Raw genomic sequence first — 22,091 nt, 5'->3', positions numbered from 1 at the left:
CCTACCCGATCGTTTTCTCCAGCATGCTGATCCAGTTGCGATAGGCGATCTTCTCGATCAGCGCGCGACCAAAGCCGCGCGCGGCGAACGCATCGAGCAGCTTCGGCAGGCCGGCGACATCGCCGATGACAGCCGGGATCATGGCGCCGTCGAAATCCGAACCCAGGCCGACGCCGTCTTCGCCCAGTGCCTGCAGCAAGGAGTCGACATGGCGCACCATGATGTCGAGGCTGGTATCGGCATTCATCCTGCCGTCGTCGCGCAGGAACCCGGTGGCGAAATTCAAGCCGACCATGCCACCCGACTCGCGGATCGCGCCGAGCTGCCAATCGGTGAGATTGCGGGAATGCCCGCAGATCGCATGGACATTGGAATGGGTCGCGACCAGTGGCGCGTCGCTGATCTCGGCGACGTCGCGAAACCCCTTTTCATTGAGGTGCGAAAGATCGACCATGATGCCGAGTTGGTTGCAGGCCTTGATCAGCGCCTTGCCGGCATCGGTCAGGCCCGGCCCGGTATCGGGCGTCGACGGAAAGCGGAACGGCACGCCGTGGCCGAAGGCGTTCGGACGGCTCCAGACGATGCCAAGCGAGCGCAGGCCCGCAGCGTGCAGCACGTCGAGCATCGTCAGCTCTGGATCGATCGCCTCGACGCCTTCGATGTGGAACACCGCCGCGATCGACCCTTGTGCCATTGCGTTTCGCACGTCGCCGGCGCTCCGGCAGACGGTGAGCGCCGACGCTCGCTCCAGCCTGAACAGGATCGAGGCCATGGCGATGGTGGAGGGAAGCGCGTCGACACGGGCAAGTTCGGACGGCAAGGGCTCGTTGTCGCTTGGCGCCGGCGGCACCGCGCTGCGCCTGGATTTCTCGACCGGCGGCGGGAAGATTGCGAACATGCCGCCGGCAAAGCCGCCCTTCTTCGCCCGCGGCAGGTCGATGTGGCCACCCGGCGTTCCCTCGATGAACAGCTTTTCGACATCCGCGTCTTTCGACTGATAGAGCCTGAGCAGCGTGTCGTTGTGGCCGTCGAAGACGGGAACGCGATCGGTTTCGGTCATCAGGGGGTCATTCGGTTCGATTGGTCGGGCAGGCGGCGGCAAGCCAGCAGCAGGCAAGATACCTACTTAGGCAAGACACTACCCACTAGGCAAGACTGGCGATCTGCGCAAATGCCACGCCGATGCATGCTCTGGCGGCTGCCCGACCTCAACCGTGATCGCACGCCAAGGCACGTGGGTAGGATCCTATTGCTTCAGCACGTCGGCCCATTCCTGGTGACGACGGAACTGGGCGTTGGCGAACGGGCAGAGCGGGATGATCTTCTTGCCCGCCGCGCGCGCGTCCTCGACGGCGCGGGTGACGAGGCGAAGCCCCGCACCCTGGCCGCGAAACGCATCCGGCACGTCGGTATGGTCGATGATGATCTGGTGCTCGCCGATCTTGGTGAAGGTCATCTCCGCCTCAGCGCCGTCCGGCCCGCGCAAGAGATAACGACCCTTGGAACCGCGGTCCTCGAGTTCGATCTCCGGAAGTTGGTCCGTCATTGCTTACGCTCCTTCTACCGGCGTGGCGGATAGGAATCGCCGCGCCGCCTCTATCTCGTTCGACTGCACCTCATGGCCGCCGTCGTGCCACTCCACTGTGACATCGGCGCCATCGGCACGCAAATAGGCCTCCAGCCGCGACGTCAGGTTGGGCGGGCAGATCGGATCGCGCCTGCCTGCCGTGACCATGATGCGGCGGCCGGCGAGACTTCCCTCGATCTCCGGCTCGAACGGGATCAGCGGGTGCATCAGCACCGCCGCGTCGAACAGCGAGGGCGCCGCGAACACCACCGAGGCCAGGATGTTGGCGCCGTTGGAATAGCCGAGGCCAAGCACCGACGAAGGCTTTGCCGCTTCGACATGCGATGTGACGAAGCCAACCATCTTGTTTGTCGCGCGCGCCAGGTCGCCCATATCGTAGACGCCCTCACCGGTGCGGCGGAAGAAGCGCGCAGCACCTTGTTCCGAGACATCGCCGCGCGGCGAGACGATGGTCGCTTGCGGCGCAAGATCGCGCCCGAGCGACAAAAGCTGGCCCTCGTCGGCGCCGGTGCCGTGGAAGACGAAGAGCAGCGCGCCGCCCGGCGAACCGGGCAGCACCTTGTGGATGTAAGCGTCCTTGCTCATGACCTGATCCTTAATGCATGCCGCGCGAAAGTGCGCAGCGGTTTTGCGATAACGATATGCACAAAACTAAACTGAAGCGCGTCGCCCAATCTCATCAAACGCGATGCGCTTCAGTCTTCCAGCTTCTGCAGATGCTGTTCGAGATAGGGCCTGAGATGCTGGTGCTGCGACGGCAGCTTCAGCGCCTCGCCGAGATGGGCGGTGTCCTCGTCGCGGTCGAAGCCCGGTTCGTTGGTGGCGACTTCGAACAGCACGCCGCCCGGCGTGCGGAAATAGATCGCCCAGAAATAATCGCGGTCGATCACCGGCGTCACCTGATAACCCGTCTCCATCAGCGCCTTGCGCACTTCGAGCTGCTTGGCGCGGTTTTCGACGGCGAAGGCGACGTGATGAACGGAGCCGGCACCTAGATCGGCAAAAGCAGCGCCCGGCAGCGATTCGATGTCGACGACATTGGCGCCATTGCCGTTCTTCACCGCTAGCCGTTTTACATCGCCGGATGTGTCGGCTTCCTCATAGCCCATGAATTTCAGCAGCTCTTCCGTAGCGCCGCCATCCCTCAATCTGAGCGATACCGAATGAAAGCCGCGGATCGCCTCGTCGGAGGGCACGCCGCCTTTCGCCCATGGCGCTCTGGTGTCCGCCTTGTCCTCGACCAGCGCAAAACCATCGCCGTCGGGGCCGACGAAAGCGAGACGCTTCTCGCCGAAGGTCTCTTCGCGCGAGAGGCCGGCCACGCCCTCGTCGGCAAAACGCTTTTCCCAATAGGCGAGCGTGCCTTCGGGCACCGAATAGACCGTGGTGCCGACTTCGCCGACGCCGTGGCGGCCCTTGCCGATGTTGGGGAACGGAAAATAAGTCATCACCGAACCGGGCGTGCCGATCTCGTCGGCATAGTAGAGATGATAGACATCCGGTGCGTCGAAATTGACGGTTTTCTTGACCCGGCGCAGGCCGAGTTTTTTTGTGAAAAATTCATTGTTCTGGCGCGCATCCCTGGCCATCGAGGTGACATGATGCAGGCCTTTGATCTGGTTGAGCATTTTTCCTGCTCCTTCCTTGCCCTGTGCGGCCCATGCCGCTGTCCACGCAAATATGAGGACCCGCCAGCCGGCGTCAAAGGCCACAAACACAGAATAGACTGTGCTCTATGAGTGAACAATAAAACGGCCTTCGTTCACTATCTGGCGAAACCCTCTGGCTTGCGTCGCCGCAAAAATTCGGCTCCATGAGCGGCACGCTACAATGAAGGATACAGCGATTGACCGGAAAAGGCAGGCGCCCGAACATTCTCCTGATCACCTGCGACCAGTGGCGCGGCGACTGCCTGTCGGCTGTCGGTCATCCGGTGGTGCGGACTCCGAACGTCGACGCGCTCGCTGCCGAGGGCGTGCTGTTCAGAAAACATTATGGTGGGGCGGCGCCCTGCTCCCCGGCGCGCGCCTGCCTCTACACCGGCCTTTACCAGATGAACAACCGCGTTTGCCGCAACGGCACGCCGCTCGACGCCCGCCACGGCAACATCGCGCTTTCGTTGCGCGGCCTCGGCTATGATCCGACGCTGTTCGGCTACACCGACATGTCGCCCGATCCGCGCGCTTTGGCGCCAGGCGACCCGCGGCTGAAAAGCTACGAAGGCGTGCTGCCCGGCTTCACCGTGCGCCAACTCCTGCCGGAGCACCAGAAACCATGGCTGTCCTGGCTCAAGGCGCGCGGCGTCGATAGCGGCGCCGGTTTTCCCGACATCCATCGCCCGGCGAACGAGATCCATGGCGGCGCGGTGACCGACGCGTCGCCCGTCTACTCGAAGGACGAAACCCCAGCCGCTTTCCTGACCGGCGAATTCGTCCGCTGGCTTGGCGAACAGGAGCGCGACACGCCATGGTTCGCGCATCTTTCCTTCCTTAGCCCGCATCCGCCCTTCATCGTGCCGGAGCCTTACAACAGGATGTATGATCCCGCCGACGGTACAGCCTTCCGCCGCGCCGCGAGCTGGCGGGCCGAGGCGGAAAGCCACCCTTACCTTGCCTATGATCTTGACCAACAGGAGCGGGCAAAATTCCGCCCGGGAGCCGAAGGCAAGGTGCGCGACTGGAGCGACGACGATTTTCGCCGCATCCGCGCACTCTATTACGGCATGATCTCGGAGGTCGATGCGCAGCTTGGCCGCATCTGGCAAGCGGTCAAGGCAGCGGATGCTTGGGATAACACCATCATCGTATTGACCTCCGACCATGGCGAGATGATGGGCGACCATTTCATGCTGGGCAAAGGCGGCTTCTTCGACGGCAGTTTTCATATCCCGCTGATCATCCGCGACCCGCTCCGTCGCAGAGCGGCTGGCGCCGGCGTCCACCGCTTCACTGAGGCGGTGGACATAGCGCCGACATTGCTCGATCTGCTTGGCGAGGAAACGCCGCCGCATCTCGACGGACAATCGCTGAAGCCGTTCCTGGATGCCAGGGAGCCGGACAATTGGCGCGAGGCCGCGCATTGGGAGTTCGATTTCCGCTCGGTTGCCGACGGTCATGCCGAGCGCCATTTTGGCATCGGTCCGCGCCAGTGCAACCTCGCCGTCATCCGCACGAAAGAATTCAAGTATGTCCATTTCGGCGGCGGCCTGCCGTCGCTGCTTTTCGACCTCGAAAGAGATCGAGACGAACTGACCAATGTCGCTGCCGACCCGGCCTATCTGCGCGTCCGGCTGGAGCTTGCCGAAAGGCTGCTTGCCTGGCGGGCCGAACATCTCGACCAATCACTGGCGCTTGCCGAACTGACCGAGGATGGCGTCGCCGGCCACGTCGCGGGCCTGCTACCTTTCCAGCCATGAAAAAGGCCCACGCCGTTGCCGGCGCGGGCCTTTTTTCGTCGGTGGAGCGAACTACCGCATGATCATGCGCTGCTCGTCGCGCTTCTCGGCATAGCTGCCCTTGTCGTAGACGACCTGCGCCTCGAGCTGCTCCTTGGTGAAGGTCGTGTACAAGTACTTCTTGCCATCCTTGTCGGTCATGAATTTGAGGTTGTCCATGCCGACCGCCACTTCCTTCTCACCAACGCCGAGGAAGCCGCCGACGTCGATGATGACGGCATCGACCTTCTTGTCGCCCGTCAGCACGACGTCGCCAATCTCACCGACATTGACATCATTGGCGCCATAGACGGTGGTTCCAACCAGGTCCTCCGACCGGATCTCGTCGACCGGCATTTCGGTCAGTGCCGACTTGTCGATCGCCGCGGTCTGCGTCTGGTCGGGGGCGTCAGGCGTTCCGGCAGCCGGAGCCTCGGCCGTCTGGTCCGTTGGGGCCGGAGCAGCAGGATCAGGCGTTGCCGCCGGGGCCTGCGCCGTCTTATCCGCAGGCGCTGGAGCCGGAGCCTCGGCTGTCTTGTCCATAGGCGCCGGAGCAGCGGTGTCAGGCGTTGCCGTCGGGGCTTCCGCCGTCTGATCCGCAGGGGCTGGAGCCGGGGTGACAGCAGGGGTTGTCGTCACCGGCTGAGGCGCCGCCGCGTCAGTGGATGCGGTGGTTGCCGGGGCCGGATCATAGGGCTTGCGGTCGAAATCGGGCTGCGCCTCCAGTTCCTCCTTCGTGGTCTGGGCGACCAGCCAGCGATCGCCATTCTTCTCGGCCCACTGGGCCTTGTCGAACTGATAGGCTACGTTCTTTTCGCCGATGCCAAGGAAGCCACCGACGCCGATCACCAGCGACTCTGCCTTGCCGTCCTTGGCCAGGACGATGTCGTTCACGTCGCCGATGTTCTGAGCGTCGTCGGCAGTGCCGTTGTAGACGGTTTCGCCGACGATGTTGGTGGCAAGGTTGCCGTCGGAGCGCTTCACGGGCTCGGCCGGGGCCGCCGGAGCGTTCTGTGCGGTGGTATCGGTCGACCCAGAAGGGGCGGCAGGAGCCGCAGCCGTGGTGTCAGTGGCCGCAGGAGCCGGATCGTAAGGCTTGCGGTCAAAGTCCGGCTGAGCCGTCAACTCATCCTTTGTCGTTTGGGCGATCAGCCAACGATCGCCGTTCCGTTCGGCCCATTCCAGCTTGTCGTAGTCGAAAGCGACGTTCTTGGCGCCGACGCCAAGGAAGCCGCCAACGCCGATGACGATGGATTTTGCCTGGCCGTTTTCATCGAAGACGACATCGCTCACCATGCCAATGTTCTCGGCGTCGTCGCCTGTGCCGTTATAGACCGATTCACCGATGATGTTGGTGACAAGGCTGCCCTCGGCGCGCTGCACGTCGACCGGTTCGGCTTCCTGGGTGGCAGGCGGCGCCGGGGCCGGAGTTGTCTGCGACTGCGCGTAAGCGCCTGTTGCGATCAGCATTGTGAGTGCGGTCGTGGCTAGAAGGGTGCGTACCATGATCATCTCTCCTCGTGATTTCGTGTACGCCGCGTCCAATTGAGCCATGGAAAGATCGGACGCAGCGTCTTCACATGTCACAACGCTGTGACCACGCCGTTGTTCCGAAACACCATGGCGAACGTCGTAAAAATCCGTCTAAATCGCGCTTATGCATGCGTTCCATCGGTAAACCGCACTCCTGTATTTTCGTCAGAGCTTACGGAACCTTTTTTTAACCGCCCCGTTTCAGCCTGTGGCTGGGTCTGTCCCGGCCAATGGTTGCCCATGGTTGCCAAGAAAGAACGGAGTGGGGGCATGCGATTTGCGGCGGTGCTGAACCAGGAGGGCGGCACCTTGCGAACGATTGATCTTTTCGCCTTCTCGGACCAGATGCGCCGGACGTTGGAGGCAGCTGGTCATTCCATCGACATCGACGTCGTTGCCGGCAAGGATATCGTCGCAACGCTGGACAGCGTCGCCTCGAAGCCCGGCATCGACATCGTGCTGGCCGGCGGTGGCGACGGCACCATTTCGGCCGCGGCGGCCCGGTTGATGGGCAGGAAAACGGCGCTTGCCATATTACCGGCCGGCACGATGAACCTGTTCGCGCGCGGGCTCGGCGTCCCGCAGACCCTTGACGCGGCAGTGAAGTCCTTTGCCGACGGCGAGGTCATCGCAGTCGATATGGCAACCGCCAACGGCCGACCCTTCGTGCATCAGTTCTCGATCGGCATGCATGCCAAGATGGTGCAGCTTCGCCAGAACATGGAGTTTGGCTCGCGGCTGGGAAAGATGCAGGCCTCCGTGCGGGCTGCCTGGGCGACGATCAAAAACCCGTCGGCAATGAAGGTGACGTTGACAATCGGCGAAACCGAAATCGTGACGCGCACCACCGGCATCGGCGTCACCAACAATCTGTTCGGTGAGGGTCACCTGCCCTATGCCGACAATCCCGCCGGCGGCGTGCTCGGCATTTATATCACGGTGGCGCGGCAGCGTGGCGAACTGGTCCGGTTCCTTTTCGATATGGCGCGGGGCAAATGGCGCGACAGCGGACATGTCGAAATCCACCAGGCCGACCGGGTCGTTTTGAAAATCCACTCGGCAGCCAAGAGATTCCGCGCCGTCTTGGATGGCGAACTGATCAGGCTTGACCGCGAAACGACGATCGAAATCCATCCTGGCGCGCTCAACGTTCTCGTCCCGGCGCGCGCTGCCCAAGCGAAGGCCGCGTGATGCGGCCCGCCACGGTCAATCGGCGGGCTTCAGCCCTGGGGAAGCTCGCCCTGTTCGTTCCTGGGAAGCTCGCCCTGTTCGGTTGGCGGCGTCTTGTCTATCATGTTGCCGTAAATCTCCGCGACGCCCCAGGCGATAAACGCCAGAAGCAGCGCGGCGATCAGGATACGGAGGGTGTGCCACCCCCAGCGTCCCTGGCGGGCTTTGTCTTCAGGAACGATCTTGGGCATGATCGGCCTCCATGTCGTTTGGCGCTGGCATGTCGTTTGGCGCCGGCGGGCGCGGCTGGCAAAACGTGGTTGGGTAACGGTTCCTCAAGGCGAAGGTTCCGGTTTCGGAGCCAGGCAGCCGGCCTGGCGCGAATGGCTGCAAGCCGATGAATTTGGGGGCCTTGTGGATAGCCGGGTAGAGAAAAAGCCGAATCTGCCGGTCGATGTCCTTAGCGTGCTAAGGGCGCAGGATCGGCTTGCCGTACTCCACGGTCTCGATGCACTCGACACCGCGGCCGATCCCGACTTCGACCATATTAGTGGGCTCGCCGCCGCGGTCATGCAGGTGCCTATCGCGCTGGTGACACTGCTCGCCGTCGAACGGCAATGGTTCAAATCCTGTGTCGGCCTGGACGAGACCGAGGCCGCCACCGATACATCTTTCTGCGCCTATGCCATTGCTGCCGGCGACGAGCCGATGGTGGTGACCGATGCGGCCGCGGATACACGTTTCAGCGCCAGCCCGCTGGTCATTGGCAAGCACCATGTCCGTTTCTATGCAGGTGTGGCGATTGTGGTGGCCGGCGCCCGGATCGGCACGCTCTGCGTCTTCGACCGGAAGCCGCGCGCGTCGCCGTCTGCCGCCAAGCTCGGACAGTTGACGGCGCTCGCCAGCCTCGCCGCCAGCCTGTTCGCATTGAAGGACGCCACCCGCAACGGCGCCAGCGCCGCTGCGGCGCTGGCGCGCGAACAAAAGCGGCGCGCCATCGCGCTCGATGCCGCCTCGCTCGCAAGCTGGGCGTGGGATATCCACACCGATATGATCGAATGCGATGTCCGGTTGTCCGAACTGTTCGGCCTGCCGCGCTCGAACCGGCTGAGGGCGCGCGACATCGTTGCCGCCATCGACCCGCGCGATGTCTACCAGACCGAGACGCGCTTTCGCGACGCGCTGACCAGCGGCGACGACTATTTTGGCGAATACCGCGTCAAGGGCTTCAGTCCGCCGCGCTGGGTCGCTACGCGCGGCCGCGTCATCGAGCGCGACGGCGACGGCAAGCCGACGCTGATCTTCGGCGTCAATTACGACGTTACCGAACGCAAGCTCGGCGACGAGCGGCAACGGCTCTTGCTGCGCGAGCTGAACCATCGCGTCATGAACACGCTGGCGACCGTGCAGGCGCTGGCGACGCAAACCGTTCGCCATGCCCACCGGCCGAGCGAGTTCCTCGAAGCCTTCAGCGCCAGGCTTCAGGCGCTGGGCGCCGCTCACAGCCTGCTGTCCGACCGCGAGTGGCGCGGCATCGGCATTCGCGAACTCGTGCAGGTCGAGGTCAAACCGTTCGACACCGCCGAACAGCCGCGCATGACGATCTCAGGCGCGGACCTCCTGCTTTCACCCGACCAGGCTGTCGGGCTTGGCCTGATCCTGCATGAACTGGCCAGCAACGCGCTGCAATACGGATCGCTGTCGGCGGCCGCGGGCAAGGTCGATCTCGACTGGAAGGCACGGGGCCGGAAAGGCGCACGGCGGCTGGTGCTGACCTGGCGCGAAAGCGGCGGGCCTGAAGTTGCCTCGCCCGAACGCTATGGCTTCGGCTCTATCCTGATCCGCCGCAGCCTGGCCAAGGTCATCTCCAGCGAAGTGATCCATGAATTCCGGCCGGAAGGCGTGTTCGCCGAAATATCGATGCCGCTGGAGGACCTGTCGAAGTGACGGCGCAGCGGTCTTGGGGTATGCATTAAGACAGGAACTTAAGGCGCGTCGCATGACGCCTTCAGACGCGGCGCGCTTTAGAATCATGCCGAACCGAAGGTCCGCTTCCGCGAAAAGTGGCGCCCGGATTCGGGCAAGAACATGGTCAAACAAGAAGAACGGTTTCGAGTTATTTCGCTTCGCCGGCGTCCGGATCGTCGGCGTCGGGCTTCATATTCTCGCGGTAGATGGCGTAGGCGGCGAGTGCAATCGCCGGGCCGAGAATCGTGCCCAGGCCGCCTTTCCCCTTGAGCAGCGTCGGCAGCACGGCGAGCGCGGCCGCGATGCCGATTGCCTTCATGTCGGCATTGCGCCTCTGCGCCCGACGTCGGGTTCGGGCACCGGCCGACAGTTGATGGATGAGCAGGAGGAGCGCTGCGATCACAAGGAAGCCGATCCCGAAACCGAGGCAGGCTGCCATCGGCCCATAGCGGCCCGCCGCCCAGACATAGGCCGCTCCGACGAGGAAACCGAGGCCGCACAGTGCTGCAAGTGCTGCGAGTGCATAAACCACAGCAGCCGAGCGCGCGCGGCGCGCGGCTGCAATCATTTCACCCGAGGCCAGGCCCGAGATCAGCGATGCCAGCATTGCCATCTGGGTTGAGGCTAGCGGCGCGCGAGAAGCGCGAACAGAAAGCCGACGCCTGCCGCGATCGCCAGCGACGTCACCGGCTTTTCGCGCACGCTCGCCGCCACTTGCGCCTCGATATCCTTGGCGTTGCTGCGCACGGTGTCGAAGGCTGCTTCGCCCTGGGTGCGCAATTGCTCGACACCTTCAACGGCAGCCCGGCGGGCCGTCCCATAGCCATGTTCGCCGGTCTTGGCCAATTGCTTGGTGAGTTTTTCGATATCGGCTTTCAATTGCCTGATGTCAGCCTCGAGGTCCGAATTCGCCCGGCTTTCGTTTGCGGTCTTTCCTGCGGCAGTCGCCATTGCTTAACTCCTTGCGTTCGCTTGATTTCAAACGCCCGATACACGCCAAGGTTCCTAAATCGGAACACGGTCCATGAAAGGGTGTTTCCGCAGGCGAGTCCAGCCCGGCGCGAACGTATTTGGCCGGGCCTTCAAATCAGTGGTCGGCGATCTTCGCTCAACCCCTCCCAGCGGGCGAGTTCCTTGAGCCTTTCGTTGTCGACCACCTCGCAGCCTCCGCCGCGCCAGAAGATAAGCTTGCGGTTCATCAGCTTCCGGATCGTCTTGTTGGTGTGGACCAGCGACAGGCCGAGCGTATCGGCGATGTGCTGCTGCGGGATCGGAATCCGCACGGGCGTCCCGCCATTGAGCCCGACCGCCTTGGCACGGCTGGATATGAAGGCGATGAGGCAGGCTGCACGCTCGAGCGCGGTGCGTCTGCCGATACTGAGCAGGTTCTCGTCCAGCATGCGCTCCTCACGCGAAGCGATCCAGGTGATGTCATAGGCGAGGCCCGGATGGCTGCGGTAGAGATCGGGAAGGGCCTCCCGCTCGAAGACGCAGAGCAGCATCGGCGACAGCGCTTCGACGGAGTGTTGCATTTCGCCCATCAGGCTGCCTTGCAAACCGATGAGATCGCCTGGCATGGAATAGTTCAGAATTTGGCGGCGCCCGTCGGACAGCAATTTGTAGCGGAAAGTCCAACCCGACTGCACCGTATAGAGGTGGGCGCTGTGGCTCCCTTCCACCAAAACCGTGGCCCCCTTGTCGACGGCCAGTTCGCCTTTCTTGAACGCGTCGACGAAGACGAGTTCCTGCTTCTCGAACGCCGGCAACGGCCGCAACGGACAGTTCCCGCATGAATACCGGCGACTGGGAGAAGAACGGCCGTTCTGGCCAGGCATTTCGATCCCCGCTTTGAAAGCGTTGCCCTCTTTGAAAGGGCGATAGCAAACGCCCTGCAGGCGTCGAGGTTCCGCCATCCGCGATGGGCATGTCTTTTTTAAATGACAGGATGCCAAATAACTTTAAATGACAGGATGCCAAATAGAGATCATGACTCCTCTATACCCTGCGCTCCCCCCTGATCCCTGCGCTTCAAGGAGACATTGCCACGTGCCCCGACTGCTTGACGGATTGCGGATTCTAGTTCTGGAGGATGAATTTCTGATCGCCATGGATGTCGAGCAGCTTTGCCGCGACTATGGCGCCGGCGACGTGGTCATCGCCCGCGATCTGACTGAAATCGATCGCAAGAGCGTTGCCTCGCAATTTGACGCGGCCATCGTCGACCTCATGCTGGGCGGCGCTTCGACGCTCGATTTCGCTTCGCGGCTGCGTGAATCGGGCGTGCCTTTCGTTTTCGCCTCGGGCTATTCGGACATGGATGAAATCAAGGTGTCCTTTCCGGATATCCGATTGGTCACCAAGCCCTATTCGGGAGACGATCTCGTGGAGGCGGTGGCGGCAGCGTGCGGGCGCGGACCTCTTGTTTGAAATCCGGAAACGGGGCCTGTATTCAGGCGGCGTTCGACCCCGTCACCTGAGCCGAGATCGCGTCCGGGCCAAACTCGTCTTCGCCGGAAATCTTCAGGATTTCCTGTAGCCGGGTGCGGGCGCGGCTGACGCGGCTCTTGATCGTTCCGACCGCGCAGCCGCAGATTTCGGCGGCTTCCTCATAGGAAAAGCCCGAAGCGCCGATGAGGATGATGGCCTCGCGCTGGTCCTCGGGCAACTGCTCGAGCGCGCCACGAAAATCCTTGAGGTCGAGCTGGCCGTGCTGGGCCGGGTGGACGGCTAGCCTGGCCGTCATGATGCCGTCGCTGTCCTGCACCTCGCGGCCGCGCTTGCGCATCTGCGAATAGAATTCATTGCGCAGGATGGTGAACAGCCATGCCTTCAGATTGGTGCCCGGCTCGAAACTTTCATGCTTGTCCCACGCCTTGACCAGCGTTTCCTGCACCAGATCGTCGGCCTTGTCGGCGTTTTGCGTCAACGACACGGCAAAGGCCCGCAGGCTCGGAATCGAGCCGAGCAGATCGGTCTTGAAGCTCTGGGAGACGGCCGCCATGCCTCAGTCCTTTTTCCGTGCGGGTTGGGCCTGTTCCAACTGGCTGAGCAATTGGGCGAAGCGATCCGGCACATTGTCAGAGACCAGCTCGTCATAATATTGTTTGAGTTTGCGGCCGATTTCCGAGTTTGGCCCGAGAGGGTCGCCGGAAACGGCCCGGCGCCCGTTTACAGCGCCAGCCGTGGTATCTTTAGTCATGTCTTCATTTCGCCCTTTTGTTCCCAGCACCCTGCCGCCCTTCAACACACGACGCAAAGCAAGCGGCACCCTCGTCTGGTTGCCCATCCCGACCTCAAACGCCGTCCCCTTATATTAGTTCCACAACCATCGGAACTTTTTCGGAAAGCCGGCGTTTGTGTTTTCAGGGCTTATTTCGGGACTTGTAGTCGGCTTAGCCTGCAATCTTATGCAATTACGTCAGAGGGAGACGTCCATCATGAGCCTATCCGCAACCATCGCTCCGCACCTGCCGTTCTTGCGCCGCTTCTCGCGGGCCGTTTCCGGATCGCAGGAGAGTGGCGACGCGCTGGTCGCCGCGATGCTCGAAGCCATCATCGCCGACGTCGACATCTTTCCGGACGCATCGAACGACCGCATCGCGCTCTACAAGGTCTTCGCCAGGCTGTTCACCTCGGTCGCCATCCGCGTTCCGCAAGAGCAAGCGCAGTCGGCGTGGGAACAGCGCGCCGCCGCCAACCTGAACGCGATCTCACCCCGCCCCCGCCAAGCCTTCCTGCTGGTCGCCGTCGAAGGTTTTAGCGAAGACGAGGCGGCGGAAATTCTCGATGTCGACGATCAGGAGTTCTCCGAACTTCTCGCCGAGGCCAGCAACGAGATTTCCCGCCAGGTGGCAACCGATGTGCTGATCATCGAGGACGAGCCGCTGATCGCCATGGACATCGAACAGATGGTCGAAAGCCTGGGCCATCGCGTCGTCGGAACTGCGCGTACCCACGCCGAGGCGGTGGCGATGTTCGGAAAGACGCGACCAAGGATGGTGCTGGCCGACATCCAGCTTGCCGACGGCAGTTCGGGCATCGAAGCAGTGAACGAGATCCTGTCGTCCACGCCGGTGCCGGTGATCTTCATCACCGCCTTTCCTGAGCGCCTCCTGACCGGCGAGCGGCCAGAGCCGGCTTTCCTCGTCACCAAGCCGTTCAATCCGGACATGGTCAAGGCTTTGATCAGCCAGGCGCTGTTCTTTGACCGGCATGCGAAAGCGGCTGCATAGCAAACCGGGGTAAGCGCAACTTCACCGCGCCGCTCGTTTTTTCGCAGATCTAATGACGCTGGCTCCTTGCGGCCGGCATACGTCTGCGCGCCTCGAACGTCCCCTGCGCGTGACGATTCAATTCGGGCCGGAGAGCTTTCTAGGGATCGTCTTTTTCGGCAAATGGTGGAACAAACGGCAGCGAACGGCGTTTTTGCCGTACCATTCGAAGGAGATGGATCATGCTTTACTGGGCGCTCGTATTTCTCGTCGTAGCGATCATTGCCGGCGCTCTCGGCTTCGGCGGCATTGCCGGGACCTCGGCCGGTATAGCGCAGATATTGTTTTTCGTCTTTCTCGCTTTCCTGGTCATTTCCCTTATCGCTGGCTTGTTCAAACGGGCGTCGTGAACGCCAGTGCGATCGAACACTGGGAGCCGCACCCCTCAAGCGGTTTCCAGCTACCGCCGGGCGATGTCCCTCAACGGACGTCGCTCGGCGGACCTCTTTTGGGAACCCATTTTTCCGTCAGCCGTTCAGCTTAGATTGGGTGGGTGAAGTGACCGATGCAATCCAGAGCTGGAGACATGAAAGACAGCGGCCGGAGCGATGAGATCATCGCTCCGCATTCCGCTGAGAGCGGAATGCAGCTTGGCCGGGCCCTTCTCCATGCGCTGCACAATGCCGGCATTTCGGTTCTCTATCAGGATCGCGAGATGAAGACCGTCTGGGCCCGCAACATGCGCCCGCCATGGGCTTCCGATACGGCCGACAGCGGCATCTTGCCGCCGGCGCAGGCGGAGCGCATCGGTACGGCCAAACGCAACGTCGTCGCATCCGGCAATCCGGAACATCTTGAGCTCAGCATTCCCGCCGACGATGGCGTTCGCTGGTTCCAGGTGTGGGTAGACGCGGATCACGACGACGGCGGCGCCGTGCAGGGCGTCGTCACCACCATGGTCGAAACGACCGAGCAGAAACGTCGCGAGCAGACCCTGAAGACGCTGCTGCGCGAGGTCAGCCACCGTTCGAAGAACCTTTTGGCCATCATCCAGAGCATCGCCACCCAGACCAGCCGTTATTCGGACACGCTCACCGACTTCCTGACACGCTTTCGCGGCCGGCTGCAGTCGCTTGCCTCGTCCCAGGATCTGGTGACTTCGTCCAACTGGCGGGGAGCGGCACTCCGCGAACTGGTGTCCGGGCAGGTCGGCCGCTATGGGGCCGATCCCCTGCGCAGCCTGCGCTTCCGGGGTGCAAATCCGTACCTCAACCCCAATGCCGCCCTGCATATCGGCTTGGCCATGCACGAGCTTGCCGTCAATTCGGTCAGCTATGGCGCTCTGTCGCGAGCCGACGGATTCGTCGAGGTGACGGCCGACCTCACGGCCGCTTCCGCTGGCGAAACCGCCCTGTCGCTGGTATGGGCCGAAGCCATCGGAACCAACGACAATCAGCCCAGCGAGAAGCGTTTTGGCAGTGTCGCGCTCGAGCGCGTCGTGCCTGCGTCGTTGAACGGTACGGCGACACTCGAAATCACCGGGGGCCGTGTAGAGTATCGCCTTGTCGTTCCTCGCGGCAACTTCGAGACGGATTGAACGGACAACAGCCGAGCCAAAGAGGCCGGGATTGATACCGGCCGCGCCGGCTTTAACCACCTGTTCACCATAAAGTCCGATGCTGTTTTTCCCAGACCGCTCCACATGACGTTTTCGGTCGCAGTTCGCTGCGCAGTACGGGAGGAATGGCTTTGACGGTTGCCGATATCAACAGGCTGGAACAGGCCGCACGTATTTCGATGGGCGGGTTTCAGGACCTCGAAGCATCCGCCATGCCGTCGCATATTGCTTCTCAGCCGTTCCCCCGCTTTGCTGCCTTTGCGCTGGTGATGCTGACAGCCCTGATCGTCGCGCTCCAGGTAATCTAGAGCACCAAAATGGCCGGCGGCTGCGCTTGCCTCATGTCGACGTGTTTCTCCAAATGATCGCGCGCCAGCCTGCCTCGCAGGAACTTTGGCGGATGTGGCCCGTTGCTATGGCGAAAGGACCGTCGCCATGGAACATATCGCTGCCGTGTTGCTGGTCATCGGCTGTTCGAACACGATGACCGAGTGCCGTGAACTTCCCGTACCGGTGAGCGTTTTCGAAACCGCTCAGGAATGCACCGCCGAGCGGCCGTTCGCCTTGGGCGACGTGCAGGACCAGGCTCCACGTATAATTGCCGAATGCCTCTCCGTCGATCCGGCGCTGGAGGATGATTACGACCGGATCGTCTGGAATGTACGTCCGGACGGCACGCTCGACGCTTCCGTGGAGATTTCCAATCTTGTGGTTGCCTCGAACGGCGCGCCTCGCGAAAAAGATTCTCTTAGCCAACAGTGAAATCGAGCAGGCAAAACCCTTTTTCGCATGATAAATGACGGATCGGACTACAAGTGAGGACAAAAGCGAGGAGTAACTCTATGCGGAAGATGATTATTGCGATGGTTGCCGTGGTGGCGGTCAGCGGTTGCAGCACCACCGAGCAGGATGTCGGCGTCGGCGCCGGTGTCGGCGCTCTGGCCGGCGGCCTGATTGGCGGTGGCAGGGGTGCGCTCGTCGGCGCAGCCGTCGGTGCCGGTTCCGGCCTGCTGGTGCGCAACCTGCGCAACGGCTATTGCCAGTATCGCGACAACCGTGGCCGCCTCTATACGGCTCGCTGCTGATTCCCGTCAAAACGCATGGAGCAATTTAAGCGGAGGCCGGCTCGCCCGGTCTCCGCTTAGTGCCTTCGAAAACTGCCGGTTTGCGGCAGCATTTCAGTCAGATAGTGGCATCCTGATTTCCACGTTCAATCCGCCATCGTGAAAATCACGATTGATCGTACCGCGCAATTCGCGCGTGACGTTCAAATCGATCAGCTTGGTGCCAAACCCGGTTTTGACGGGAGCCTCGAGCTTCTTCTGGCCCGCTTCGCGCCAGTTGAGAACCAGCGTCCTGTCGCGCCTGCGGCCTTCGACCGACCAGTCGACCTTGAGCGCCCAGTCGCCCTTTCGGTTATTCGCCGAATTGCCGGCTTCGCCATACTTCAGCGCGTTCGTCGCCAGTTCGTGAAAGGTCAGGCCGAGCGCTTGCGTCGTCGTCTCGTCGAGCAACACCTCTGGCCCCGACAATATCCCCTCGGGAAGCTCCTTGCCGAAGACCTGGCCAAGCTCGATGCGCAAGAGATCGCCGAGATCGGCCTTCTGCCAGCGCGAGCGCGTCAGGATGTCCTGGGAAGCCGCCATTGCTTGCAGCCGCGCCGAAAAAGAGGACGAGAACTCGTGGACGTCGGTGGCCTGCGACGCGGTCTGGCGCGCGATCGCCAACACTCGCGTGATCGAGTTCTTGATACGGTGCTTCATCTCCTGCAGCATCAGGTCTTTTTCGAGCAGGCTCTTTTCCGTCGTCTCGTGAAGCAGAGAGACCGCGTCATAAGCCCGCTCCTGATAGCGCGCCACCAGCGCGATGGCGCCCGCGAGCAGCAGCCCGAACAGGCCGAGCATCACCGGAATGGCGCGCGACGAGGGTTGCGAGAAGGCGCTTGTCGGCCTGAACAGGATGGTCCACGGACGCCCGGCGACAGTGATCTCGCGGGAAACCACCAGTTTTTCGCCGAAGGTCGACACCGGCGGCGTCTCCGACTGGAATAAGAGATTGTTGGCGTCCACCTTGCCATCATAGATTTCGATGTTGACCGGCAGCAGCGGCGTCCGGCTGAGCGCGGTCTGGAACAGGTCGCGGGCGCGGAAGGCCGCATAGAGAAAACCTGATGTCGAGGATGTGGATGCATTGACGCCGTCCGGCGCGGTTTCAACGTTGAGCCGCACGAAGACCAGGAAGCCGGTGAAGGTCTGCGCAGCACCCGTTTCTTGGCCAAGTTGCACGCGCCCGCTTGCATGCTGCTGGTCGTCGGCCATCGCCTTTTCGATCGCCTCGCGCCGCACCGGTTCGGTGAACATGTCGTAGCCGATGCTGGATTGGCTGGACGTGTCGAACGGCTCGAACTGCACGATGGGCGTGCGCCATGACAGCGTCGTCGTAGACGGATAGATCACATGGCTGGCGCCATAGTCGTGCAGGAGGGCACGCTCGACCGCCACCTCGTCGCCTGTTTTCACCAAACGGAGAAAGCCGATGCCGCGCAGGCCGGCGAAATTGCCGTCAATATCGAGCGCGCTGAAGAATGCCTTAAACTCGCCCCGCGAAATGCCGCCATTGCGGGCGTTGAACAGCGCCTGCGTCGATCGCAGCAGCGACAGATGCAGGTCGATGCGGCTATCGATGCGGTTGAGCGCGTCGTCCGCCGTCGCCTCGAACTTGATGCGCGCCGCTTCCTGCGTGGCGAAATAGGCGAATCCCGCCATCGTCAGGCTGATCAGCGCGACGGCGATGAAAGCGACGATCGGAAAGAACTTCTTCAATTGCTGCCGCGGCCCGTGAATGGTTTTCGACCTTTATGGGCAAGTCCCCGCGCCAACACAATGGCGCGGCCAAACCATCGTGATGGCTGGCATATCACGTGGCCCGGCCACACAGCTGGTATTTAGCCGGCTTACTTGAAGCTTCAGGCGGCGATCTTCAGTGCACCTGGTCCCGGAATGGCGCCAGGCGGACACTTGCCCAGGATGATCATGCCGAGCACCTCGTCCTGGGTCACGTCGCTCGTGCGCGCCGTGCCGACGACCTGACCGTTCTTCATCACGCAGACGCGGTCGGCAAGCTCGAACACATCATGGATATCGTGGCTGATCAGGAAAATGCCGATGCCGTCGGCCTTGAGCTGCATGACCAGTTCGCCGACCTGCGCCGTCTCCTGCGGCCCCAGTGCCGCCGTCGGCTCGTCCATGATCAGGATACGGGCGTTGAACAGGATGGCGCGCGCGATCGCCACCGACTGCCGCTGACCGCCCGAAAGCTTGATCACCGGTTCCTTGAAGCGCTGGAAGCGGGGGTTGAGCCTGCCCATTACCTTGCGCGCCTCGGCCTCCATGGCGCCATCGTCAAGCGTGCGCCAGCCGGTCATCAGCTCGCGGCCGAGGAAGAGGTTGGCGGCGGCGTCGACATTGTCGGCGAGCGCCAGCGTCTGATAGATCGTCTCGATGCCGTATTTCTTGGCGTCGCGCGGGTTGGAGATCGAAGCCTCTTCGCCATCGACGAAGATCTGGCCCGCATCGCGCTTGTAGGCGCCGGACAGGATCTTGATCAGCGTCGACTTGCCGGCGCCGTTGTGGCCGAGCAACGCCACCACCTCGCCCGGGAACAGGACTATCGACGCATCGTCGACGGCGCGAATGCCACCGAAGGCAATCGAAATGTTGCGCATATCGATCAGTGGCGTGGGAGCAGTTGTGTCAGCCATGATCGTTCCTCCCTAAGGTTTTTGCTTGAGCATGAGCCTGCCCGTATACCGGTATCCACTTTTCGCTGACGCGGACCTTCGGTTCGGAATCATGCTCAGACCCGCTTGCGGTAGACGGTGTCGAGCCAGACGGCGACCACCAGTACGGCGCCGACGACGACGCTCTGAAGCGGTGAATCGATGCCGAGCAACACCATGCCGGATTGCAACGATTGCATCAGGAGTGCGCCCAGCATGGCGCCGAGCACCGTGCCGGAGCCGCCGGCAAGCGACGTGCCGCCGATAACGGCTGCGGCGATGACCAGCAACTCGTCCAACGTACCCAGCGCATTGGTCGACGCATTGAGGCGGGCCGACGCAATCGCCGCGCTGATTGCGGCCAGCACGCCCATGATCATGAACACCTTCATGGTCACCCAGCGCGTGTTGATGCCGGCGAGTTCCGCCGCTTCCGGGTTGCCGCCGATGGCAAAGACGTAGCGGCCAAAACGGGTACGCCTGGTGATGAAGGTCATGACGATGCCCACAGTGACCGCCATCAGCACCGGTATGGCGATCCCATGGGCAATGAACAGGCCGCCTTCGGGGATGGTGATGCCGTTCTGCTGGGCGTAGCGGCGCACGATGCCGACCGGCCAGGGATAGGAGTTGGCGATCCGGACGGCGCCAAGGATGGCGGCGCAAGCAACCACGCCGAGAAAGATTTCCGCCCAGACGGGGCGCAGTGGAAATTTGAACCGTTTGCGCTGCGACCGGCCGTTGAGCAGCATGAAGGCGACGGCCACACAGGCGAGAGCGCCGACGATCCAGCTCGCGGTTGCCCCGATCGAGCCACGCGGCCCGCCACCCATGAGCTGGAAGGTGGCGTCCAGCGGCGCGACGGTGCGCCCGCTCGTCATCAGCCACGCCATGCCACGCCAGATCAGCAGCCCACCCAGCGTCACGATGAAGGCCGGAACCTCTAGATAGGCGATGATGAAGCCCTGGAGCGCGCCGATCATGAGGCCGAGCGCCACACCGGCAGCCAGCGCGATGATCCATATCCAGGGACTTCCAAGCTGGAATCCCATGACGCGGATGAGGAATTCGGCCTGCGCCACGCCCATCACCATGCCGATCACGCCTTCGACGGAGCCGACTGAAAGATCGATGTTGCGCATCACGATGACCAGCACCATGCCGGTCGCCATGATCGCGACCGAGGAGGTCTGCACCGACAGGTTCCAGAGATTGCGCGGCGTGAGGAAAAGTCCGCCCGACAGGATGTGGATTCCAAACCAGATGACCAGCAGCGCGCCGACCATGCCGAGCATGCGTATATCGAGCTCGGTTGCCTTGAGGAACCGTCCGACGGTGCTGAGTTCGGATTCACGCGCCCGGTCTTCGGCCGTTCTGGCGGCCGGTGGGTTGGATGCCGTGTCGGTCATGAAGTCCTCCCACCGGGTTGCCGTCTGGCGCGGATGCCGGAACACGATGCTATCGGCTTTCCCCAATCATTTGAAGCGGAAGCCATTTGAAGCGGAAAGCCTTTGAAAACGCCGCGACCTCACAGCCGCGGCGTTCGTTTCCTTGCGAAGTGGTCGAGATCAGTTGCAAGCCGCCACGCTGCCGGCGGCGACACCCGCGCAGACCGCGTCCTTCGTGATCCAGCCGGCGTCGATGACGACGTTGAGATTGTCCTTGGTGATGGCAATCGGCGTCAGGAACAGCGACTTGACGGCATTGCCGCCCGGCGTGGTGAAGTCCTTTGCGCCCGCAATGTCGGTCATCTGTTTGCCGTCGGCAAGTTGCGAGGCGATCTCGGCAGCGTTCTTGCCGAGTTCGCGCGCGTCCTTCCACACCGATACGGTCTGTGTGCCGAGCGCGATGCGGTTCAGCGCGGCATGATCGCCGTCCTGGCCCGACACCGGGACGGATCCGGCCAGGCCTTGCGCCGTCAGCGCCGCGACGACGCCGCCGGCCGTGCCGTCATTGGCGGCCACCACCGCATCGACCTTGTTGTCGTTGGCGGTCAGGAACTGTTCCATGTTCTTCTGGGCGTTGGCGGGAAGCCAGCCGTCCGTATAGGCCTCGCCGACATTCTTGATCTTGCCGCTGTCGATGGCTTCCTTGAGCACTTCCATGGAGCCGGCGAACAGGAAATCGGCATTCGGATCGGCGCCCGAGCCCTTGATGAAGACGTAATTGCCTTCCGGCGCCACCTTGAACACTTCGCGGGCCTGCATGCGGCCGACTTCCTGGTTGTCGAAGGTCAGATAGAACACGTCCTTGTTCTCGATCAGCCGGTCATAGCCGACGACCGGAATGCCTTCGTCCAGCGCCTTCTGCACCGCAGGCCCAATGGCCGAAGCATCCTGCGCAAGGATGATCAGCGCGTTGGCGCCCTGCGAGATCAGGCTCTCGACATCGGTCAACTGCTTGCCGGGATTGGATTGCGCATCGGCGGAAATATACTTGTCGCCGGCGGCCTCGATCGCCGCCTTCATGGCGGCTTCGTCGGTTTTCCAACGCTCTTCCTGGAAGTTCGACCACGAAACGCCAATGACCTTGTCCTTCGCCTGTGCGACCGACGCGAGCGCCAGCGACATAGCGACCCCCGCCAGGATGGCGGCTGCGAATCTCTTCATGATATTCCTCCCTGCACCACGTACGGCGCGACCAAACTGGCCCGAAGGCCGGCACAAAAGGCTTTATTTTTTCGAGCCTCGAAAAAATACTGATCCAACGCCGAAGCGCTGTCAACATCAATTCTGATGGATTTTGATATCCTGCCCGGCGTTTTTTCGCGTCTCGGAATAAATAATGACAGG

General features: G+C 62.3%; 25 protein-coding genes. 10 read left to right on the top strand and 15 right to left on the bottom strand.

Translation table 11 applies throughout. The annotated features are described in order from the left end of the window. Position 1: 1 nt before the first annotated feature. From IQ26_RS00990 to IQ26_RS00975, 4 genes are all read right to left on the bottom strand, one after another. Positions 2-1,060: a dipeptidase gene (locus IQ26_RS00990; RefSeq protein ID WP_145711418.1), complete on the bottom strand. Its 1,059-nt coding sequence runs from the start codon at positions 1,058-1,060 to the stop codon at positions 2-4. Between the two features lie 186 nt (positions 1,061-1,246). Continuing rightward, a complete protein-coding gene (locus tag IQ26_RS00985; protein WP_145711414.1) occupies positions 1,247-1,546 on the bottom strand; it encodes a GNAT family N-acetyltransferase in 300 nt (99 codons plus the stop codon). A gap of 3 nt (positions 1,547-1,549) precedes the next feature. After that, positions 1,550-2,173, bottom strand: a complete 624-nt coding sequence (locus IQ26_RS00980; protein ID WP_145711412.1) for an alpha/beta hydrolase — start codon at positions 2,171-2,173, stop codon at positions 1,550-1,552. Positions 2,174-2,283: 110 nt separating this feature from the next. Next, entirely contained in the window at positions 2,284-3,216 is a 933-nt protein-coding gene (locus tag IQ26_RS00975) for a VOC family protein (protein WP_145711409.1), read from the bottom strand. A gap of 218 nt (positions 3,217-3,434) precedes the next feature. Here IQ26_RS00975 and IQ26_RS00970 point away from each other — a divergent pair, with 218 nt between their 5' ends. Further along, positions 3,435-5,003, top strand: a complete 1,569-nt coding sequence (locus tag IQ26_RS00970; RefSeq protein WP_145711407.1) for an alkaline phosphatase family protein — start codon at positions 3,435-3,437, stop codon at positions 5,001-5,003. Positions 5,004-5,054: 51 nt separating this feature from the next. Here IQ26_RS00970 and IQ26_RS00965 read toward each other — a convergent pair whose 3' ends face one another. Continuing rightward, the gene (locus tag IQ26_RS00965) at positions 5,055-6,527 is read right to left on the bottom strand and encodes a PRC-barrel domain-containing protein (RefSeq protein ID WP_145711403.1); all 1,473 of its coding nucleotides are present in this window, start codon (positions 6,525-6,527) and stop codon (positions 5,055-5,057) included. Between the two features lie 297 nt (positions 6,528-6,824). Here IQ26_RS00965 and IQ26_RS00960 point away from each other — a divergent pair, with 297 nt between their 5' ends. Then, complete coding sequence (locus tag IQ26_RS00960; protein WP_145711400.1) at positions 6,825-7,745, top strand: diacylglycerol/lipid kinase family protein; 921 nt, start codon at positions 6,825-6,827, stop codon at positions 7,743-7,745. Positions 7,746-7,774: 29 nt separating this feature from the next. Here the strand turns inward: IQ26_RS00960 and IQ26_RS00955 are convergent, their stop codons facing one another. Then, positions 7,775-7,975 carry a hypothetical protein gene (locus IQ26_RS00955; RefSeq protein WP_145711396.1) on the bottom strand — a complete coding sequence of 67 codons (201 nt, stop codon included), beginning with the start codon at positions 7,973-7,975 and terminating at the stop codon, positions 7,775-7,777. 163 nt (positions 7,976-8,138) lie between these two features. Between IQ26_RS00955 and IQ26_RS00950 the strand changes: the two genes are divergently transcribed. After that, positions 8,139-9,671 carry a sensor histidine kinase gene (locus IQ26_RS00950; protein WP_145711621.1) on the top strand — a complete coding sequence of 511 codons (1,533 nt, stop codon included), beginning with the start codon at positions 8,139-8,141 and terminating at the stop codon, positions 9,669-9,671. Between the two features lie 169 nt (positions 9,672-9,840). Here the strand turns inward: IQ26_RS00950 and IQ26_RS00945 are convergent, their stop codons facing one another. The 3 genes from IQ26_RS00945 to IQ26_RS00935 form a co-directional block, all read right to left on the bottom strand. Then, a complete protein-coding gene (locus IQ26_RS00945; protein WP_145711394.1) occupies positions 9,841-10,305 on the bottom strand; it encodes a hypothetical protein in 465 nt (154 codons plus the stop codon). A gap of 11 nt (positions 10,306-10,316) precedes the next feature. Next, positions 10,317-10,643: an ElaB/YgaM/YqjD family protein gene (locus IQ26_RS00940; protein ID WP_145711392.1), complete on the bottom strand. Its 327-nt coding sequence runs from the start codon at positions 10,641-10,643 to the stop codon at positions 10,317-10,319. Between the two features lie 131 nt (positions 10,644-10,774). Further along, positions 10,775-11,527 carry a Crp/Fnr family transcriptional regulator gene (locus tag IQ26_RS00935; RefSeq protein ID WP_145711390.1) on the bottom strand — a complete coding sequence of 251 codons (753 nt, stop codon included), beginning with the start codon at positions 11,525-11,527 and terminating at the stop codon, positions 10,775-10,777. Between the two features lie 271 nt (positions 11,528-11,798). On the opposite strand from IQ26_RS00935, the gene IQ26_RS00930 reads away from it, so the two are divergent. Then, complete coding sequence (locus IQ26_RS00930) at positions 11,799-12,119, top strand: response regulator (protein WP_407660306.1); 321 nt, start codon at positions 11,799-11,801, stop codon at positions 12,117-12,119. Between the two features lie 22 nt (positions 12,120-12,141). Here the strand turns inward: IQ26_RS00930 and IQ26_RS00925 are convergent, their stop codons facing one another. Both IQ26_RS00925 and IQ26_RS00920 read right to left on the bottom strand, forming a co-directional pair. Beyond that, positions 12,142-12,693, bottom strand: a complete 552-nt coding sequence (locus tag IQ26_RS00925) for an RNA polymerase sigma factor (protein ID WP_145711386.1) — start codon at positions 12,691-12,693, stop codon at positions 12,142-12,144. 3 nt (positions 12,694-12,696) lie between these two features. Beyond that, positions 12,697-12,891: a NepR family anti-sigma factor gene (locus IQ26_RS00920; RefSeq protein ID WP_162457838.1), complete on the bottom strand. Its 195-nt coding sequence runs from the start codon at positions 12,889-12,891 to the stop codon at positions 12,697-12,699. Positions 12,892-13,129: 238 nt separating this feature from the next. Between IQ26_RS00920 and IQ26_RS00915 the strand changes: the two genes are divergently transcribed. The 6 genes from IQ26_RS00915 (at position 13,130) to IQ26_RS00895 (ending at position 16,606) form a co-directional block, all read left to right on the top strand. After that, positions 13,130-13,924 carry a response regulator gene (locus IQ26_RS00915; protein ID WP_145711384.1) on the top strand — a complete coding sequence of 265 codons (795 nt, stop codon included), beginning with the start codon at positions 13,130-13,132 and terminating at the stop codon, positions 13,922-13,924. Positions 13,925-14,145: 221 nt separating this feature from the next. Further along, complete coding sequence (locus tag IQ26_RS00910) at positions 14,146-14,313, top strand: DUF1328 domain-containing protein (protein WP_126035236.1); 168 nt, start codon at positions 14,146-14,148, stop codon at positions 14,311-14,313. Between the two features lie 155 nt (positions 14,314-14,468). Next, positions 14,469-15,500 (top strand): sensor histidine kinase, encoded by a 1,032-nt coding sequence (locus IQ26_RS00905; protein WP_145711382.1) that lies wholly within the window; start codon positions 14,469-14,471, stop codon positions 15,498-15,500. Between the two features lie 146 nt (positions 15,501-15,646). Next, positions 15,647-15,829 (top strand): hypothetical protein, encoded by a 183-nt coding sequence (locus IQ26_RS39045; RefSeq protein WP_240546944.1) that lies wholly within the window; start codon positions 15,647-15,649, stop codon positions 15,827-15,829. Between the two features lie 127 nt (positions 15,830-15,956). After that, a complete protein-coding gene (locus IQ26_RS00900; protein WP_145711617.1) occupies positions 15,957-16,283 on the top strand; it encodes a hypothetical protein in 327 nt (108 codons plus the stop codon). An 80-nt stretch (positions 16,284-16,363) separates the two neighbouring features. Then, complete coding sequence (locus IQ26_RS00895; protein ID WP_126035241.1) at positions 16,364-16,606, top strand: YMGG-like glycine zipper-containing protein; 243 nt, start codon at positions 16,364-16,366, stop codon at positions 16,604-16,606. Between the two features lie 93 nt (positions 16,607-16,699). Here IQ26_RS00895 and IQ26_RS00890 read toward each other — a convergent pair whose 3' ends face one another. From IQ26_RS00890 to xylF, 4 genes are all read right to left on the bottom strand, one after another. After that, positions 16,700-18,343, bottom strand: coding sequence for a CHASE domain-containing protein (locus tag IQ26_RS00890; protein WP_145711380.1), 1,644 nt, complete (start codon positions 18,341-18,343; stop codon positions 16,700-16,702). Positions 18,344-18,486: 143 nt separating this feature from the next. After that, a complete protein-coding gene (locus tag IQ26_RS00885) occupies positions 18,487-19,281 on the bottom strand; it encodes an ATP-binding cassette domain-containing protein (RefSeq protein ID WP_145711378.1) in 795 nt (264 codons plus the stop codon). 95 nt (positions 19,282-19,376) lie between these two features. Further along, positions 19,377-20,708: a sugar ABC transporter permease gene (locus IQ26_RS00880; RefSeq protein ID WP_145711376.1), complete on the bottom strand. Its 1,332-nt coding sequence runs from the start codon at positions 20,706-20,708 to the stop codon at positions 19,377-19,379. Positions 20,709-20,867: 159 nt separating this feature from the next. Continuing rightward, positions 20,868-21,908: a D-xylose ABC transporter substrate-binding protein gene (gene xylF, locus IQ26_RS00875; protein ID WP_145711374.1), complete on the bottom strand. Its 1,041-nt coding sequence runs from the start codon at positions 21,906-21,908 to the stop codon at positions 20,868-20,870. Positions 21,909-22,091 lie beyond the last annotated feature (183 nt).

The sequence above is a fragment of the Mesorhizobium tianshanense genome, from assembly GCF_007830515.1.
Classification (GTDB): Bacteria; Pseudomonadota; Alphaproteobacteria; order Rhizobiales; family Rhizobiaceae; genus Mesorhizobium; species Mesorhizobium tianshanense.
The sequence above is the reverse complement of the archived record's forward strand: the minus strand, read 5'-3'. Positions and strand labels throughout refer to the sequence as shown.

Excerpts from the sequence above, each read along its gene's own strand:
- IQ26_RS00925 (WP_145711386.1), bottom strand. The coding sequence starts at position 12,693 with ATGGCGGCCGTCTCCCAGAGCTTCAAGACCGATCTGCTCGGCTCGATT.
- IQ26_RS00895 (WP_126035241.1), top strand. The coding sequence starts at position 16,364 with ATGCGGAAGATGATTATTGCGATGGTTGCCGTGGTGGCGGTCAGCGGT.
- IQ26_RS00975 (WP_145711409.1), bottom strand. The coding sequence starts at position 3,216 with ATGCTCAACCAGATCAAAGGCCTGCATCATGTCACCTCGATGGCCAGG.
- IQ26_RS00945 (WP_145711394.1), bottom strand. The coding sequence starts at position 10,305 with ATGGCAATGCTGGCATCGCTGATCTCGGGCCTGGCCTCGGGTGAAATG.
- IQ26_RS00965 (WP_145711403.1), bottom strand. The coding sequence starts at position 6,527 with ATGGTACGCACCCTTCTAGCCACGACCGCACTCACAATGCTGATCGCA.
- IQ26_RS00885 (WP_145711378.1), bottom strand. The coding sequence starts at position 19,281 with ATGGCTGACACAACTGCTCCCACGCCACTGATCGATATGCGCAACATT.
- IQ26_RS00935 (WP_145711390.1), bottom strand. The coding sequence starts at position 11,527 with ATGCCTGGCCAGAACGGCCGTTCTTCTCCCAGTCGCCGGTATTCATGC.
- IQ26_RS00930 (WP_407660306.1), top strand. The coding sequence starts at position 11,799 with ATGGATGTCGAGCAGCTTTGCCGCGACTATGGCGCCGGCGACGTGGTC.
- IQ26_RS00940 (WP_145711392.1), bottom strand. The coding sequence starts at position 10,643 with ATGGCGACTGCCGCAGGAAAGACCGCAAACGAAAGCCGGGCGAATTCG.
- IQ26_RS00900 (WP_145711617.1), top strand. The coding sequence starts at position 15,957 with ATGGAACATATCGCTGCCGTGTTGCTGGTCATCGGCTGTTCGAACACG.
- IQ26_RS00880 (WP_145711376.1), bottom strand. The coding sequence starts at position 20,708 with ATGACCGACACGGCATCCAACCCACCGGCCGCCAGAACGGCCGAAGAC.
- IQ26_RS00985 (WP_145711414.1), bottom strand. The coding sequence starts at position 1,546 with ATGACGGACCAACTTCCGGAGATCGAACTCGAGGACCGCGGTTCCAAG.
- xylF (WP_145711374.1), bottom strand. The coding sequence starts at position 21,908 with ATGAAGAGATTCGCAGCCGCCATCCTGGCGGGGGTCGCTATGTCGCTG.
- IQ26_RS00905 (WP_145711382.1), top strand. The coding sequence starts at position 14,469 with ATGCAATCCAGAGCTGGAGACATGAAAGACAGCGGCCGGAGCGATGAG.
- IQ26_RS00990 (WP_145711418.1), bottom strand. The coding sequence starts at position 1,060 with ATGACCGAAACCGATCGCGTTCCCGTCTTCGACGGCCACAACGACACG.
- IQ26_RS00910 (WP_126035236.1), top strand. The coding sequence starts at position 14,146 with ATGCTTTACTGGGCGCTCGTATTTCTCGTCGTAGCGATCATTGCCGGC.
- IQ26_RS00920 (WP_162457838.1), bottom strand. The coding sequence starts at position 12,891 with ATGACTAAAGATACCACGGCTGGCGCTGTAAACGGGCGCCGGGCCGTT.
- IQ26_RS00980 (WP_145711412.1), bottom strand. The coding sequence starts at position 2,173 with ATGAGCAAGGACGCTTACATCCACAAGGTGCTGCCCGGTTCGCCGGGC.
- IQ26_RS00915 (WP_145711384.1), top strand. The coding sequence starts at position 13,130 with ATGAGCCTATCCGCAACCATCGCTCCGCACCTGCCGTTCTTGCGCCGC.
- IQ26_RS00955 (WP_145711396.1), bottom strand. The coding sequence starts at position 7,975 with ATGCCCAAGATCGTTCCTGAAGACAAAGCCCGCCAGGGACGCTGGGGG.
- IQ26_RS39045 (WP_240546944.1), top strand. The coding sequence starts at position 15,647 with ATGGCTTTGACGGTTGCCGATATCAACAGGCTGGAACAGGCCGCACGT.
- IQ26_RS00960 (WP_145711400.1), top strand. The coding sequence starts at position 6,825 with ATGCGATTTGCGGCGGTGCTGAACCAGGAGGGCGGCACCTTGCGAACG.